The sequence below is a fragment of the Methylobacterium sp. Leaf87 genome (assembly GCF_001422775.1).
Lineage (GTDB): Bacteria > Pseudomonadota > Alphaproteobacteria > Rhizobiales > Beijerinckiaceae > Methylobacterium.
Map to the genome: position 1 here is coordinate 333,174 of NZ_LMMI01000045.1, position 15,666 is coordinate 348,839.

The window sequence follows — 15,666 nt, forward strand, 5'->3', positions numbered from 1 at the left end:
GTGAGGGGTGCGTGCGTCAGGCGCCGGACCGGCCGCCGAGGGCGGCGCGGATTCGGGCGAGCCAAGTCGGCGCAGCTTCGGGCGGCAGGGGCACGGCCGGCGGCGCGCCCGGACTGCGCGGCACCGTGCGGCGCGCGACCGGCCGGGCGGGTGCGGTCCCGTCCGGCACCGCGATGGGCGCCGCGTCGTTCCGCCGGGCGCGGGGCAGGGCGACGGCGTAGGGTGTGCGGAACTGGTCCTGCTCGGCGCCCCGGCGCGGGATGAGCGCGGCGGGCCGGTCCCACAGCATCATCGCCTGGGCCGCGCCCTCCGCGTCGCCGGCGTTCAGGCGCCGCACCAGGGTGGAGCGGCCGAGCGCCGCCGGGCCGATGTTGAAGCACAGGGAGACGAGGGCGTCGAAGGCGTGCTGCGGCAGGGGGGCGGGCACCGCCGCCCGCACGGCCGCCACGAAGCGGACGACGTCGCGGTCGAACACCGCGTCGCATTCCGCCGGGGTCAACGCGAGGCCGGGGGTGACGAGGGGCGGACCGGCCGCGCTGGTGTGGCCGATGCCGATGGTCCAGATGCCGACGGAATCGCGGTAGGCATGCAGCCGCCGACCCTCGCGGGCGACGAGCACGGCCTTGCCGATGGGGCTGAGATCCATGGAACACTCCTGGATTAGGAAGGGATTTGGGGTTGGAAAGGGAGCGGGACGCGCGGAACGGAAGCGCGCGTCCGGCGGTTCGTTCGGGAGATGAGGCGAGGCCCGCGCGGTGGCCGGATGCGAGGAATGCGATCATGACGCGAGCACGGATCGTCGCCCGCTGTGCCGTCGGCGGCCTCGCCGCCGGTCTTCTCCTGGCGGGGGCGGGCGGGGCCTCGGCCCAGAACAGCAGCAGCGGCAGCGGGCTGACGCCCTTCGCCACGGAGAGCGGCAACGACCGCTCGGCCGGCGTGAACAACGGCAACTACCGGCCGCCCCGCTATTACGGACCGGGTGCCGCAGCGGCGCCGCGCGGTTACGGGCGCTCCGTCTACGGCGATGAACGTCGCCGGTCGGCGCCGTATTACGGGTACCCGTACTGAGCGCTCACGCGAGGCCGAAACCGGAGAAGTCGCTTTCGGAGGCGGCAACGTAGCCGTCCGCGCCCGTGAACAGGGCGTGGACCGTGATCGTATCCCCGGCCGCGAGCGCCAGGGTGACGCCGAGGCCAACCGTCGAGACGCCGTCGACGGGCGCAGCGGCGCCCCGGCGGGTACCGGCGACGGCCGTGCCGTTTCGGTGGAAGCGGCCCTGCAGGGAGGCGGGTGCATTGGTGCCGTTGCGCCGGAATGCGAGACCGGCCGAGAGGACGTAGACGCCCGCCTCGGGCGCGACGAAGGCGCCGGTGGCGGCCTGGAAGAGCCCCTGATCGTTGAGGTCGCCGGTGTTGAAGCCGATGCGCGTCCAGGCGCCGGCCCCGATGTAGTTGTCGAAGCTCGTCGTGGCGCGAAAGCGCGCGAGGTTGGACAGCCGCGACCACACGGCGCCGGTGCAGCCCCGGAAGGCCCCCAGGGTGCTGTCGAACACGATCTGCCCCGGCGCCGTGCCGACATTCGGGATGCCGGCACGGGCCACGAGTTCGAAGGCGCCGTTCGCCCGCACCTTCACGACGGGACGCGGGACGGTGGTGCCGAGATTCGTGGTCTCGATGGCGATCGCGGTCCCCTGGGCCCCGGCGGAGAAATCCTCCTCGGCGACCCCCCGGAGGCAGAGCCGCCCCTCCGCGACGCCGCCCGCGAAGAACCCGCCGCCCACGAGTCCGAAGAGGCAATCCCCGGCGCGGATCGGCAGGGGGGCCTGCCGGCTGCCCCGGCCGATGCGGGTCTCGATGACGCTTCCCACCGGGCCGGCGCCGTAGGCATCGAGGCACAAGCCGGGGCCGGCTCCCTCCCGCGCCACATGCAAGGGCGCGCGGGCCGCCGGGGCGCCCGGCAGGGCCAGGGCGCCGAAGCCGAGATGGCCCGTCGCCGGATCGGCCCGCCATGCCCCGTGCCACGCGGCCCCGTCGGGCGAGACCTTCAGGCTGACCGCATCCTCGCCCAGCAACCCGAACTCGGCCCGGCCCGCATAGGCCGCCTGGAACAGCAGGGCCACGGCGTTGGCCTCCGTCGCCTTGTTGAGCACCAGCGCGAGGCTGCCGCTGCCGCCCTCGGCGGGATCGCGGGCGGTCCACAGGGCCCGATCCAGCTTGGCGGCGAACGGGTTCGCGGCGTCCGCTTCCGTGCCGAGGCCGAGGGCGGCGAGGCCGCTCAAAGCCCGCAGGCCGTCGAGGAGGCGGCGCCAGCCCGTCCCGTCGAAGCGGTAGAACGCGTCCTCGTCGGCCACGTAGGCGAGCCAGCCGGTGCGGGGGACGAGGCCGGTCCAGACCCCGTCTCCGAACGCCGCGATCTGGCCGGACAGGCCGGCCCAGGCCCCGCTCGGTTGCGGCGCCGTCACGAGGTAGCGGTCGCCCTCCGCCGGGTCGGTGGGTGGCGCCGACAGATCCCTGTCGCGGCAGGCGAGGTGCACGAGGGCATCGAGGGCGAGCAGCGCCTCGTTGTGGGTGACGTGCTTGCCGGCCTGTCCCGCCGCCAGCAGCGGCAGGGCGAGGTGCGGGGTGGTCTGCGCCATGGGCGGCCTCCTGTCGGGTGTCGGAGTAAGGGGCGTCACGCCGTGCGGATCGGCACCCGTGCGCGCAGGGCCGGCCCCGGCCCCGTGAGGGTGCCGAGTGGAACCACGCCGACGTCGAGGCTCGTCTGGGGCGTGCCGAAATCGGCCGCCTCGTCGGCGTAGAGGACCGACGGGTCCGTGGCCGCGAGGCTGCGCAGGATGGTCTTGTCGGCAGCGTGAATATCGATCCGGTAGCCCTGAACCATGGGATCGGGCGGCACGTCGGCCGGCTCCCAGGCATCGCCGTCGCGCCGGGTCCGGCGGGTCCAGGTCAGGTGAAGACCCTCCGGGATGCGCCGCGCCCGCAGGTGGACGGGCGCGAGGGGCCGGTGGGCGGTGAGCCCGGCGGTGGCGGTGCGGGCGACGAAGAGCGGGTCGGCCGGGTCCCGGACGGCCGGGCCGATGCGGTAGCGGAACGGCCGTCCGACGGCGTCGAGGCGGGTGACGAGGGGTACCAGGGCCTCGTCGAGTCGGACGATCAGACTGCCGGGCGCGAGGGTGCGGGCAGCTTCGGCCTCGCTGCCGCCCAGGCCCCGCAGGAGGCCGGTGAGGCGGTAGGTGCCCGGCCCCGTGAGGGTCACGCCCGCCGCCGCGACGATCTCGACGACGCCGTCCGGGCCGACCAGGGCGAACCGGTTGGCCCCGGCCAGAACGGCGGCCTCCGGGACGGAGGCGAGGCCCCCCGCCGCCCCGAGGCGAACGTCGAGGCGGATCGCCCGGTCGAAGCGCCAGAGCGGGCCGGGTGCCAGCGCCGTCAGGGTCTCGCCGAGGCAGGCCGGGTAATCGACGAGGGCGTGCAGGGCCAGGGGCCCGTCCGCCTCGCCCCGCCACACGGCGATCTCGCCGGGCCACGGCTCGGCCCGCACGGCGAGGACCTGCAACGGTGTCGGGGTGCCCTCATCGAGGGGCAGGTCGAGGATCGCCGCGAAGGGCGGTCCGGCGAGCGCCGGCGGAGCCCGGCGCGGGGCCGCCTCCGGGCGCTCGCCCCCCCGCGCCGTCCGGCCGTGGCGCGGCACGGCGCGGGTCTCGATCCGGCGCCCGGCCGGGCCGTCGGCGATGCGGACGATGCGGTGCGGCGGCGCCTCGCCGGGCAGGGCGAGGAGGTCGCCGGGTTCCCAATCGATCCGGCGCGGGCTCACCGTGAACCCAGCGGTGTCGCGGGCGGCGAGGTCGGCGTCGAGCATGGCCTCCGCCAGGGACTCGGCCTCGGCCCGGCGCGTCACCACGGCGGCCTCGAACCGGACCTCGCGCCGCCGGGCACCCGTGGGGCGCGAGGCGGCGGCGGTGATCCGGCGATAGGCGCCGCCTTCGGAATCGGTCACCGTGACCTCCAGGGACCGGGGCAGCTCGGATTCCTCGGCCCGCACCAGGGCCAGGGGCGCCTGGTCCGAGGCGGCCACGAGGTCGCCGGCCGGCATCGTCAGGGGGGCTTCGCGGCGTGGGGCGCGGATGCGCAAAACGCCGGCGACGGCCGACACGTCGAGGCCGTACAGCCGGGCCAGGGGCTCCAGGGCGGCGCGGGCCGAGAGCGGCCGGTCGACGACGTAGCCGTCGAGCTGCGCCGCGCACGCGATCCGGGCCGGCACGTCGACGCCGCAATCGTCGAGGATCGCGGAGATCAGCCGGTCGAGTTCGAGGCCCTCGATGCGCCCGGTGATCCAATGGCCCACGGACCAGTTGCCGGCATCGGCCCAGACGGTGTCGAAATCCGGGAACGCCGGGTAGGGCCGTGCGTCCCAGCACCAGACGAAGACGGAATCCGGCGGCACCATCGGGCCGCCATAGACGGCCGAGACCGGGTTGTGGGCGGGGTCGAAGCCGGGGGCGTCCGCGTCGAACCGGTCCAGGATGGCGGTGAGGCCGCGCGCCTGGATGAGGTCGTCCCGGGTGCCGTGGGAGAAGGGCGGCGACGCGTTCTCGGCGGATTTCGGGTCGGGGAACACGTTGGGGCCGTTGGTGCCCTTGTCCACGGCGGGCACGCCGATCTCGGTGAGCCAGATCGGCTTGGCCCCCGGCACCCAGGCGGTCGTCCGGGTCTCGACGCCGCCGTCGCGCTCCCAATGCGGGTTCGACCACCAGCCGACGAGGTCCTTGGCGCGGAACACCCACGGCTTGCCGTGCGCGCCGTCGGTGATCGGCGTGCGGATCTGGGCGGCGCGGGCGTCCGCATCCGCATAGAACCAGTCGAAGGCCTCGCCCGTCCCGAGGCGCGCCGCGAGGTAATCCCGGTCGTGGATCGAATCGGCCTCCGCGAGGTCGGCGTGGTCCGGCCCGTCGCGCCAGTCGGTGATGGGCGGATAGTAATCGATTCCGACCGCGTGGATCGCCGGATCGGCGAACAGGGCATCGAGGGGGAACCGCACGGTGTCGCCGCCGTCGCGCACATGGGCGCCGTACTCGGTCCAGTCGGCGGCGTAGACGAGGGGAACGCCGGGCCCGAGGCGGTCGCGCACCGCGCGGGCCAGGGCGAGGAAGCCCGCCACGGCGGGGTAGGTGTCGTTCGCGCCCCGCACGCGGGTCAGGCCGACGCATTCGCTGCCGACGACGAAGCCGGACAGCGGCACCCCCCAGCCGGCGGCGAGATCCGCATAGTGCAGGACGAGGCTGCGGTACTGCGCGAAGAACGCCGCGACCTGGGCCGCCGCCGCCGCCGTGCCGTCCGGGCTGCCCGGGAGACCGGGGGCGGGATCGCAGGTGATGCGGCCGCGCCAGGGATAGGGCGGCTGACCCGGCGCGGACGGATCGCGCGGATCGGGCAGGGTGTTGTCCTGCGCCACGTCCATCATCAGGAACGGGTAGAGCACGACGCCCAGACCCCGCCCGTGGAGGTCCGCCACGAGGCGGCCGAGGCCGGCATCGGACGGGGTGCCGCCATAGGCCGGGTGGCCGTCGGGCGTCGTCGAAACGCGGCCGGCGCCCGCCCGGGTCAGGCCGGCGACGCGCCAGGTGTCGCCCATGGTCGCCTTGGTGGAATTGTCGACCTTCGGCGCCACCGTGCAATGCCCGGCCCGCAGGTCGTCGCCGAACCAGCTCGCGACCACGGACACCTTGGCGAGGTTCGGGCACAGGGCTTGGAGGGCGTCGAGGGACGCGACCACGTCGGTGACGCCCTGGAGCTGGAAGCGGTTGGCGGGCCGGCTCGTGCCGTAGCCAACCTCCTCGGTGACGGGGGTGGGGTCGAGGCCGAACTCCGTCGAGCCGGGAATCAGGCACACGGCCCGCACCCGGTCGGCGAGCCCCTCGACGGGCCGCACCACCTCGAAGGCGAATTGCGGCACCCGGTTGCCGAATTCGGCGAGGTCGAGGTGCTCGAACACGAGGTAGGCGAGCCCCCGATAGGCCGGGGCTGCGCCTTCCTTCGCGACGATGAGCGGGTCCGGCGCCTGGTCGGCCTCGCCCCGGTGGAGGCGGTACGTCAGGCTGGTAAGGTCGAGTTCGCGCCCGTCGGCCCAGATTCGGCGCACCTGGGCGACGGTGCCCTCGCACAGGCCGATGGCGAGGTCGACGGAGTAGGCGTAGGCCGTGCGCACGGTCCTGGCGCCGCCGCCGCCCTTGGCGCTCGCGCCCGCCCGCTCGACGCGGGTGTTGGCGACCTCCAGGGGGCGTGTCGCCCAGATCAGGGTGCCGCCGAGGCGGGCGCGGCCGTAGAGCCGGGGGATCGGATCGCCCTCCGTCGAGGTCAGGCCCGCCACCTCCGTGAGGCGCGGCCCCTCGACGACCCGCGGCCCCGAACCGCCGAACAGCGCCCCGTCGATCCCCGACCCCGCCGCCGCGCCCACCGCCGAACCGACGATCCCCCCGATGGGACCGCCCAGCGCCGTTCCGGCCGCCGCTCCGGCGGTTTGCAGGATCAGCGTGGCCATGGCGGGCTCCGGGATGTTCGGGGTTCGGGCGCCTCAGCGCCGGATCAGGATCACCCCGCCGATGAGCAGGGCGACGCCGACGAGGCGCGGGCCGTCGATGGGGCGCTGGGCCAGACCCAGCCAGCCGAAATGGTCGACGGCCACGGAGGCGAGCATCTGCCCGGCGACGAGGAGCGCCATGAACGTTCCGGTCCCGAGCACCGGCACGAGGACGATGCCGAGGCCGATGAACACCGCGCCGAAGGCCCCGCCGCTCCAGGCCCACCACGGCACGCGCGAGGCCGTGGCCCAGGCGGGCAGGGGATCGCGCAGCGCCAGGGCCAGCGCGCCCATGCAGGCGAGCCCGACGGCGTAGCTGATGAAGCCCGCCCAGGCGGCGGAGTTCAGGCCCCCGCGCAGCTGCGCGTTCAGGGCTTGCTGGATCACGAGGCCCGCCCCCGCCAGGGCGGCGAGGATCGGGGCGATCAGGGCGGTGACCATTCTATGCCTCGCGGGACCCGCCGGCTCCCTCGGCGCGGCTCGCCTTGACAACCATCGCGGCGCCATGCCGTCAAATGCCGATAGTTTCCGTTTCCATACGGATCAGGCATGTTGAACCCCGCCGCCATCGATCTCTTCCGCGCGGTGCTCCGCCATGGCGGGATGACCCGTGCGGCGGCGGCTCTCGGCATCGGCCAGCCCCATGTCAGCCGCGCCATCGCGCGACTCGAAGCCGAACTCGGCTTCCCGTTATTCGTGCGCGGCCACGGCAGCGCCCGGCCGACCCGGGAGGGTGCGGCGTTCGCCCGCGAGGTCGAGCGAACCTATGTGGGGCTCGACCACCTTGCGGACGCAGCGCGTCAGATCCGCGAGCTCGGCACCGGCCCGCTCCGGGTCGCCTGCCAGCCGTCCCTCGCCGCCCGGGTCCTACCCCGCGCCATCCGTCGCCTCGTTGCCGAGCATCCCGGGGCGCAGGTCGAGCTCCACATCCCGGGGCCCGATACGATCTGGTCTTGGGTCGTCTCGGGCCAGTGCGATTTCGGCCTGACCCGCCCGCGTCCTGGTGTCCCGGGGGTCGCGGCCGAGTTGTTCCTCACCGTCGACGCGGTCTGTGCCCTGCCGCGCGGGCATCGCTTGGCCGGGCAGCGAACGATTGGGTTCGCGGATCTCGCTGGCGAGCCGATGATCGCGGGCGCCGCCGGCGCCTTCCAAGACGCCGTCGAGGCGCGGTTCAGGGCGGCCGGTGTAGTCCCGTATGTTCCGTTCCTGGCGCAGTACACGGTCGCACGTTGCGGCCTCGTCTCCGAAGGACTCGGCCTTCCCATCGTCGATCCTGTCCCGGCCCGCGAACTCACCGGCCTGCCGATCGTCCTGCGCCCGCTCGCCCCACGCCTGCCCATCGAGACGTGGCTGCTGCGCCCAACGGAACGCCCCCTGGAGCAACGGGCGGAGCGACTGATCGCCCTGCTGCAGCACGAGCGCGACGCACTTGTGTCCTGCCGGTGACGCGGACTGCCGACCGCCGGGCCCGATCCCCTCGTCGGGAACGCCGCGAAGCGGCGGCCTCGCACTCGCCATCACACGGTCGATCATCAATCGTGGTGATGTCGATTGGTGAAATCTGTCGTTGATCGCCCCGCGCCACAGTCAAAGGGCGTCTTGTCGCCGGGATGACACCCCTGGATAGTACTGTACGCAATCGTTCGGGGGTTCGAGATCATTCGAAAGTCCGGATAGTCAAAACAATCCGCGCCTTCGAGCAAAAGTCCGGCGAAGGTTGTGTTAGGATAACGGCAGATGAACGGATCGATTGTTTCCCATGTCAACCGGCAACGTGTCGTTCTGGGTATGAAATGAGGAACGGTTTTCGATCTTGCCGATGAGATCAGTGATCGAAATCGGGTTCATCTGAGACGCATATCGGCTTCGTACAACGAGACATCACCTGATCCGACACGACAAACGGCGCGACATCTCTTCGAGCGAATGTCGAAGAGAATCTTCGCCGTCTGATTTGCCTCTCTTCGAGCAGACATCGGGTCGGGGGGATCGGGTGGCCCGAGCACGGCTTGGCCGGATCAAGTCGAAGCCTGTCCCTGATCGATCATGTTCTCTGGATCATCGAAATGACTGAACACAGCTCAACCGAAACCGCCGATCGCCTGGATCTGACCCGGAAGATCATCGGCGCTTATCTGTCGAACAACTCGGTTCCGGCGGCCGATCTGCCGATCCTGATCCGGGCCGTGTCCGGTGCTCTGACGAATCTGACGGCGGAGGGCGCATCGGAGGCTGCGCGCGAGGAAAAGGTCGAGAAGCTCAAGCCGTCCCAGGTCAGGAAGTCTGTCCTGCCCGGCGGCCTCGTCAGCTTCCTCGACGGCAAGTCCTACAAGACCTTGAAGCGCCACCTCACCAAGCATGGGCTGGACCCGGACACCTACCGGGCGCGCTTCGGCCTGCCGCCGGATTACCCGATGGTCGCCCCGTCCTACGCGGCGAACCGCTCCGCCCTGGCGATCGCCAACGGCTTCGGCACGAAGGAGAGGCATGCGCGGCCGAGGCAGGAGCGGACCCCTGCCCCGAGACCGGCCGGCCGCAAGACCGGATCGGAGCCGGCCGCCCGGGCATCCGCCCGGTGATGTGAGCCCCGGGCGGGCCGCTACGGCATCAGCCGGGCTCCCCCTCCGGAAGGCCGGCCCCCTGCTAGTGCACTGACGCGATCAGAGGATTCACGTGGTGGGTGACGTGTGCGCGTCTGTGCGATGGCTCAGACCGTTTGCGTGCTCCTCGATGACACCGCCCAGTCACAGCTGACCGAGATCGCCKGGGATCGATCACGGCCCCTCAAACACATCCTGCGGGCCCGTATCGTTCTGCTCTCGGCCGAGCGTCTCAACGTACAGGACGTGGCCCGGCAGGCCGGTNGGGATCGATCACGGCCCCTCAAACACATCCTGCGGGCCCGTATCGTTCTGCTCTCGGCCGAGCGTCTCAACGTACAGGACGTGGCCCGGCAGGCCGGTGTCAGTCGGCCCGCCGTCTGGCGCTGGCAGCAGCGCTTTGCTGAGGAGGGCGTCGAAGGCTTGCTGCGCGACAGGACCCGCCCGCCAGGCATCCCACCCCATCCGACCCGAACGGTGGCCAAGGTGCTGGCGCTGACCTGCTCGGAGCCCCCCGGCGAGGTGACCCACTGGACCGGGCGCGCCGTCGCCCAGCAGACCGGGATCTCGTTGCGCTCCGTGCAGCGGATCTGGCAGGCGCATCGCCTGCAACCGCATCGGGTTCGCACCTTCAAACGATCCCACGATCCGGCCTTTGCCGAKAAGGTCGAGGATGTGGTCGGCCTCTACATGGATCCGCCCGCCCATGCGGTCGTGCTCTCCATCGACGAGAAGAGCCAGATCCAGGCCCTGGAGCGCACCCGTCCCRACCAGCCGCTCAAACCAGGGCATCCCGCCGCCCAGACCCATGACTACAGCCGTCACGGCACCACAACCCTGTTCGCCGCCTTGAACGTCTTGGARGGCACCGTGCTCGGCCGCKGCATGCAGCGCCATCGCCATGGCGCGTTCATCCGCTTCCTGAACGCGGTCGAGGCCGCCGTGCCGGCGGGCAAGGKGATCCACGCGGTGCTCGACAACTACGGCAGCCACAAGCACCCGAAGGTCCGCGCCYGGCTCGCCCGCCATCCGCGATGGACTTTCCACTTCACCCCGACATCGGCCTCATGGCTCAACGCCGTCGAGGGCTTCTTCTCCGCCCTCACACGCCGCNGGCTCGCCCGCCATCCGCGATGGACTTTCCACTTCACCCCGACATCGGCCTCATGGCTCAACGCCGTCGAGGGCTTCTTCTCCGCCCTCACACGCCGCCGGTTGCGACGCGGGACCTTCACCGGACTCGTCGACCTGCAGGCGGCCATCAAACGCTACATCGTCGAGCACAACCAAAGGCCCAGACCCTTCGTCTGGACCAAACCCGCCGCTGCCATCTTCGACGCTCTCAACCGNCCGTCACGGCGGGCAAACTCACGATTGCGCTTGGCACAACGGACTCGTCGACCTGCAGGCGGCCATCAAACGCTACATCGTCGAGCACAACCAAAGGCCCAGACCCTTCGTCTGGACCAAACCCGCCGCTGCCATCTTCGACGCTCTCAACCGAACCCCTGAACCATCCGTCTGAGTCAGTGCACTAGAGAAGCGAGGAGCGAGGCGAGCAGGGCGGTGACCATTCCGGGCCTCATGGGAAAGACCTGCCCCTCGGCACAGCCCGCCTTGACAATCATCGGAAGGACATGCCGTCAAATGCCTGCGCAGTTCATTTCCATGCAGATCAAGTATAATTAACCCCGCCGAGATCGATCCCTTCCGCGCCGTCATATGGTCACGACTTGGTCGACTTACTCGATATTCGGCATTTCAAGTTCGGATGGGGGTATGATTCAGTTCGCTTCGCGATCCTGTATCCTGAATACCCTGCAGAAGGGAGGGGCGTCGGGGGCCATAGAGGTCCCCGATGTAGATTAGAATAAGATTGTCGAAGATTTTTTATCGAATATATATCTCTACTGATAGGTTGTGTTGTTCACAACAAGGCCGAGATTCACTAAGATACCAATTAGATCTGCGATGCGGGCCTCGTTGTTAACCAACGGTCCGGACACCGTTTGTGGGCCGATCACATTCGCCCCATTGAACCCCACTGGGCCGGACACCGACAGAGCCCCTTGAGATACTATGGAGCCCGCATTCATCTGACCGGCGATGATCGCATTGCTGCGTCCGGCAATGGTTGACCCGATTGCAAACAACCTATCGGAGGGCATGAGAAGATTCATGTTACCATCTGGATCAGCCACAAAGACCGCGTTTCGCCCGGTTCCACTGCCGTCAACGCTCCGGAACGATAAGCCTCGTGAACCATGGTTTGGACCCGGTGACGGGGGCTGAATCACAATTTCACTGTTTGTTCTTTCTCCGATATTACTCATTCCCGTAATATTGCGGGTGCCGGCGTCGCTCACCTCGATGTCACACGAGGCAAACTGATTGCTATCAATGATGATTCCCGAAGTTTCTGCTTGCAGGCGGATGCCGATAGTCATGTCACGCAGGATGTTGCCCACGATCGATCCTCCGGCGATGTCGCTGCGCGGAATATCGATACCAATGATCGGATTGTTCGTACGATCTGGGACGCCCTGTATCGAAGTTCCCTGAATGGTGAAGGGAACCGCATGTTTCATGTAGATACCGGTTTGACCCGCTTTGAGGAACCAAGTGCAGTTTGTCATGCCTAGTGCACTGACACCGACTAACGAACCAAACCGATCATCGCTAACACGCTGCCAGAGCGAAGAAATTCTTGACCTGACGTGCACCTTTCGAGTGCGCTTTCGAGTGCGTCAGTGCACTAGGGTGAACATCAGGGCGAGAAGATTGACTTGGGTACCTAGGCCCGCGCCAGATTGGCAGTTCGTTACGTAAAGCTGTGCCAGTACACCCTTCGAAGGGTCAGGGCAGGTCTCGATACTGGCACGACAATAGCCAAAATTTATCCCGTACAGATTGACGCCCTGGACAACATCTCCATAATAAAAGCCAATATCACACGCATTGATCTGGCCACCGTAGACATTGTAAAGCAAGCCATAGCCAAAAATGTAATTAGGACCAGGATCGTCGATGTCTAGTGCACTGACTCAGACAGATGGTTCAAGGGATCAGCTGACGGCTGCGAGGATGTCGGTGGCGGGTTTGGTCCAGATGAAGGGCCTTGGGCTTCGGTTGTGCTCGGCGATGTAGCGTTTGATCGCCGCCTGCAGATCAACGACGCCAGTGAAGGAGCCTCGCCGCAGCCGACGACGGGTGAGCGCTGAGAAGAAGCCCTCGACGGCGTTGAGCCAGGAAGCCGAGGTCGGGGTGAAGTGGAACGTCCAGCGCGGGTGGCGGGCGAGCCAGGCGCGCACCTTCGGATGCTTGTGGGTGGCGACGTTGTCGAGGATGGCGTGGATCATCTTGCCGGGCGGGACGGCGGCCTCGATGGCGTTGAGGAACCGGATGAACTCGCCGTTCCGGTGGCGCTGCATGCAGCGGCCGAGCACGGTACCGGCCAGGACGTCGAGGGCGGCAAACAGCGTCGTCGTGCCGTGACGGGTATAATCGTGGGTCTGGGCGGCGGGATGGCCGGGGGCGAGCGGCCGGTCGGGACGGGTCCGCTCCAGCGCCTGGATCTGGCTCTTCTCGTCGATGGACAGCACCACGGCGTGGGCGGGCGGCTTCATGTAAAGGCCCACGACATCCTCGACCTTCTGGGCAAAGGCCGGGTCGTGCGAGCGCTTGAATGTCCGGATCCGATGCGGTTGCAGGCGATGCTCCTGCCAGATCCGTTGCACGGAGCGCAGTGAGATCCCGACCCGCGCGGCGATGGCTCGGCCGGTCCAGTGTGTGGTTTCGTCGGGTGGCTCCGAGCAGGTCAGCGCCAGCACCTTCGCCACCGTCCGCGTAGAGTGTGGTGGGGTGCCGGGCGGGCGCGTCTTGTCGCGCACCAGACCCTCGACGCCCTCCTCGGCAAAGCGTTGCTGCCAGCGCCACACGGCGGGCCGACTGACGCCGGCCTGCCGAGCCACCTCCTGCACAGGCAAGCGCTCGGCTGAAAGCAGGACGATGCGCGCCCGCAGGATGTGCTTGAGGGGTCGAGATCGGTCACCGGCGATCACGGAAAGCGCTGACTGAGTGGCGTCGTCGAGGAGCACGCAGACGGTCTGAGCCATGGCTCAGACTCGCATGCATCACCCGCCTCGTGAATCCTCCGACCGCGTCACTGCACTAGGCGCGGAACAGCCCCAGGGGTTCGATCCATGCCTTCCACACAGATGCCTTTACCGAGGGCACCGCTATTCTCGCCGGACGGAGTGCCGCCGAAGACCATACAGTCGTACCAAGAAACACCGCTCACACCACGTGTGCCCAGGCCGCGGGTCCAGTAAAAACGCTGATTGCCGCCATCGCTGCCGCGGGCACACACGCGACGCATCGTGGACATCGGATACGCGAGAAATCCACCGTAGAAGTCGGTACCGTAATAAACGATCCCCTCTCCGCCATTGGGGACGCCAGTTGTGACTGTCAGGTCCGCGATATTGACCGAGTCTCGGAAGTCATCGACGACGATCTTCAAGCCACCATCGGCGTTCGGCCAGTGCAGGATAGTCGTTTCCATCCCCTGTCCGACGATGTTGACGGATTTCGGTTGTTCCGCAGCCCGGCGAGACGGTAGACTAAGAACTTCTTTCGTCGAAAAGATGAAAAGACCCGGCGGGATGATGATCGTGCCACCTGTGGCCTTGATCGACGCCCAGGCGCGTCCGAAGGCTCCGTCCGAGTTGGTTGCGCCGGTCGGATCGGCGCCGAAATCGACCAGATCGACGGAAGTGCCGGATGCGGCGGCTACCATGGCACTCTCGTCGGTCGCCGCGAGCACGCTGGAACTGTCGGTGCGTGCGGCAATCGCCCCTTCGCCGTGCTCCACCGGATCGAACGGCAGTCCCGAATTGGCAGACGCTCTATATGTCATGAGGTCCTCGCTTGACAGTAGGGAGCGTCAGAGAGACGGCCCTGACGCCGGGACTTCTTCGACCACTACCTGCGACCGAAGAATTTATTATATGTATTTATTCCTATTAAAAGCAAGCGAATTATTGCTCCATTGTCTCGCCAGGACCATCCGCGACTTCCGCACACCCTTGGTGTCGGACGCCACGCCTTCACCTACAGCCCGAGGGGAAAATGCAGCTTCGACTGCTGCTCCCTCGGATACGCGGGGAGGGTTCCGGAAACCGGAACCCGTGCGTGCAATGCCGCCGCCACCAGCGGGTCAGGGCGACCTCGGTGACGGCGGCGCCGTCATGGGCGTGGATCATCGTGCCTTGCCCGGTCACGATGGCGCAGTGGCGGGCCGGCAGGTGGGCGCGGAAGGAGAATAGAAGGACGTCGCCGGCTCGCGCCTCGGCGGGCGGCACCGGGACGAGGTGGCGGGCTGCGGCCTCCGCCAGCGGGTCGGTGCCGGGGGGCGCCGATTCCGCCCAGGAGGCGGCATAGGGCGGGGCGGCCTCGGGCTCGGGGCCGAAGCAGTCGCGCCAGACCCCGCGCACGAGGCCGAGGCAGTCGCAGCCGACGTGCCGCACCGAGGCCTGGTGCCGGTAGGGCGTGCCGATCCAGGCGCGCGCAACCGACACGATCCGGTCCTGCGGGCTCATCGGAACAGGCTGCCGCCGTCGAGGCCGGGGCCGGAGCCGGGGGCCTGGCGCACCACGAAATCGTTGCCGGGCATGTGCGGAAATCCCTGGAAGTTGAGGGTGTTAAAAATTTGCCGCCGCAGGTGGAGAAGCGCTTGTCGCAGCCGGCCGTGACCGCGAAGGCGTCGCCGGGGTCCACCGGGCGGGCCGGGGCCTGCCACAGGGCGAGGCGATGCCCGGCGCCGTCGCCCGCATGGGTGCGGAGGTCGGCCGCGTGCCCGGCCTGGGCGCCGCCGGTCCAGACGAGGCGCCCACCCGTGAACCAGCCCGGCGCGAACGGGGCCGCGAGGGCGACCCGCAGGATGCCGGGTTCGGGCACGGCGATGACCCGGCCGGTGGTGCGGAACGCCGGCCGGTCGCGGTCGAGGCCGCAGCGGGCATCGCCCAACTCGGCCGAACAGGTGGCGCGGAAGGTCCGGCCGGTGGGTACGTCGAGGCGGTCCATGAGGCCGCGCAGCTCGGCCACGAACGCGCCCCCCGCCCGGCGTACCTCGCCGAGGGTCCCGACATCGAGGAGCAGGCGCGTCTCGGGGTGGGTCCAGTCCACCAGCCAGGTCTCGACGCCGGCCCCGTCGTAGAGCCCGCCGACGATGTCGGCATCGGTGATCCCGAGGGCGGTGAGCGCCCCCGCCACCTCGCCGCCGCCGACGGCGAAGCCGAGTTCGGCGCTGGCCTCGGCCGCCTCCAGGCCGGAACGGGCCGCGTAGGGCATGCCCGCCAGGGTGAGGTCGCGGTCGTGGTCGGTGAAGCCGAAGCGCACCCCGTCGCGGCGGGTGAGCGCCCAGCAATGGCACAGGGTGGTGGCCCCGCCGGCGAGATGTTCGGCGAGGTCGGGGGGCAGGGTGCGCATG

At 69.3% G+C, this 15,666-nt stretch carries 11 protein-coding genes and 3 pseudogenes; 5 read left to right on the top strand and 9 right to left on the bottom strand.

The window, feature by feature from the left end; translation table 11 throughout:
• Nucleotides 1-16: 16 nt before the first annotated feature.
• Entirely contained in the window at nucleotides 17-646 is a 630-nt protein-coding gene (locus ASF22_RS18225; protein WP_056172814.1) for a lysozyme, read from the bottom strand.
• A 134-nt stretch (nucleotides 647-780) separates the two neighbouring features.
• Between ASF22_RS18225 and ASF22_RS18230 the strand changes: the two genes are divergently transcribed.
• Entirely contained in the window at nucleotides 781-1,068 is a 288-nt protein-coding gene (locus tag ASF22_RS18230) for a hypothetical protein (RefSeq protein ID WP_056266901.1), read from the top strand.
• Nucleotides 1,069-1,072: 4 nt separating this feature from the next.
• On the opposite strand, the gene ASF22_RS18235 is transcribed toward ASF22_RS18230, so the two are convergent.
• From ASF22_RS18235 to ASF22_RS18245, 3 genes are read right to left on the bottom strand one after another with little or no spacing between them, the layout of a single operon-like run.
• Nucleotides 1,073-2,635 carry a DUF2793 domain-containing protein gene (locus ASF22_RS18235; protein ID WP_056266904.1) on the bottom strand — a complete coding sequence of 521 codons (1,563 nt, stop codon included), beginning with the start codon at nucleotides 2,633-2,635 and terminating at the stop codon, nucleotides 1,073-1,075.
• Nucleotides 2,636-2,670: 35 nt separating this feature from the next.
• Nucleotides 2,671-6,537, bottom strand: coding sequence for a glycoside hydrolase/phage tail family protein (locus ASF22_RS18240; RefSeq protein WP_056266906.1), 3,867 nt, complete (start codon nucleotides 6,535-6,537; stop codon nucleotides 2,671-2,673).
• 33 nt (nucleotides 6,538-6,570) lie between these two features.
• Nucleotides 6,571-7,017, bottom strand: coding sequence for a DMT family transporter (locus tag ASF22_RS18245; protein WP_056266909.1), 447 nt, complete (start codon nucleotides 7,015-7,017; stop codon nucleotides 6,571-6,573).
• 108 nt (nucleotides 7,018-7,125) lie between these two features.
• Between ASF22_RS18245 and ASF22_RS18250 the strand changes: the two genes are divergently transcribed.
• From ASF22_RS18250 to ASF22_RS25035, 4 genes and pseudogenes are all read left to right on the top strand, one after another.
• Complete coding sequence (locus tag ASF22_RS18250; protein WP_056266915.1) at nucleotides 7,126-8,022, top strand: LysR family transcriptional regulator; 897 nt, start codon at nucleotides 7,126-7,128, stop codon at nucleotides 8,020-8,022.
• Between the two features lie 620 nt (nucleotides 8,023-8,642).
• Nucleotides 8,643-9,155, top strand: a complete 513-nt coding sequence (locus ASF22_RS18255) for a MucR family transcriptional regulator (RefSeq protein WP_056267130.1) — start codon at nucleotides 8,643-8,645, stop codon at nucleotides 9,153-9,155.
• A 286-nt stretch (nucleotides 9,156-9,441) separates the two neighbouring features.
• Nucleotides 9,442-10,289 (top strand): annotated as a pseudogene (locus ASF22_RS18260) (IS630 family transposase); the annotation flags it as partial.
• Between the two features lies 1 nt (nucleotide 10,290).
• Nucleotides 10,291-10,525: pseudogene (locus ASF22_RS25035) on the top strand (IS630 family transposase); the annotation flags it as partial.
• A 558-nt stretch (nucleotides 10,526-11,083) separates the two neighbouring features.
• Here ASF22_RS25035 and ASF22_RS24120 read toward each other — a convergent pair.
• From ASF22_RS24120 to ASF22_RS18280, 5 genes and pseudogenes are all read right to left on the bottom strand, one after another.
• Complete coding sequence (locus ASF22_RS24120; RefSeq protein ID WP_156647841.1) at nucleotides 11,084-11,812, bottom strand: hypothetical protein; 729 nt, start codon at nucleotides 11,810-11,812, stop codon at nucleotides 11,084-11,086.
• 429 nt (nucleotides 11,813-12,241) lie between these two features.
• A complete protein-coding gene (locus ASF22_RS18265) occupies nucleotides 12,242-13,291 on the bottom strand; it encodes an IS630 family transposase (RefSeq protein WP_056266917.1) in 1,050 nt (349 codons plus the stop codon).
• A 47-nt stretch (nucleotides 13,292-13,338) separates the two neighbouring features.
• Nucleotides 13,339-14,094 (bottom strand): glycosyl hydrolase family 28-related protein, encoded by a 756-nt coding sequence (locus ASF22_RS18270; RefSeq protein WP_082483805.1) that lies wholly within the window; start codon nucleotides 14,092-14,094, stop codon nucleotides 13,339-13,341.
• Between the two features lie 190 nt (nucleotides 14,095-14,284).
• Nucleotides 14,285-14,776 (bottom strand): NlpC/P60 family protein, encoded by a 492-nt coding sequence (locus tag ASF22_RS18275; RefSeq protein WP_056266924.1) that lies wholly within the window; start codon nucleotides 14,774-14,776, stop codon nucleotides 14,285-14,287.
• A pseudogene (locus ASF22_RS18280) lies at nucleotides 14,773-15,665 on the bottom strand (DUF2163 domain-containing protein). Before ASF22_RS18280 ends, ASF22_RS18275 begins: the two are co-directional and overlap by 4 nt.
• Between the last annotated feature and the right edge of the window lies 1 nt (nucleotide 15,666).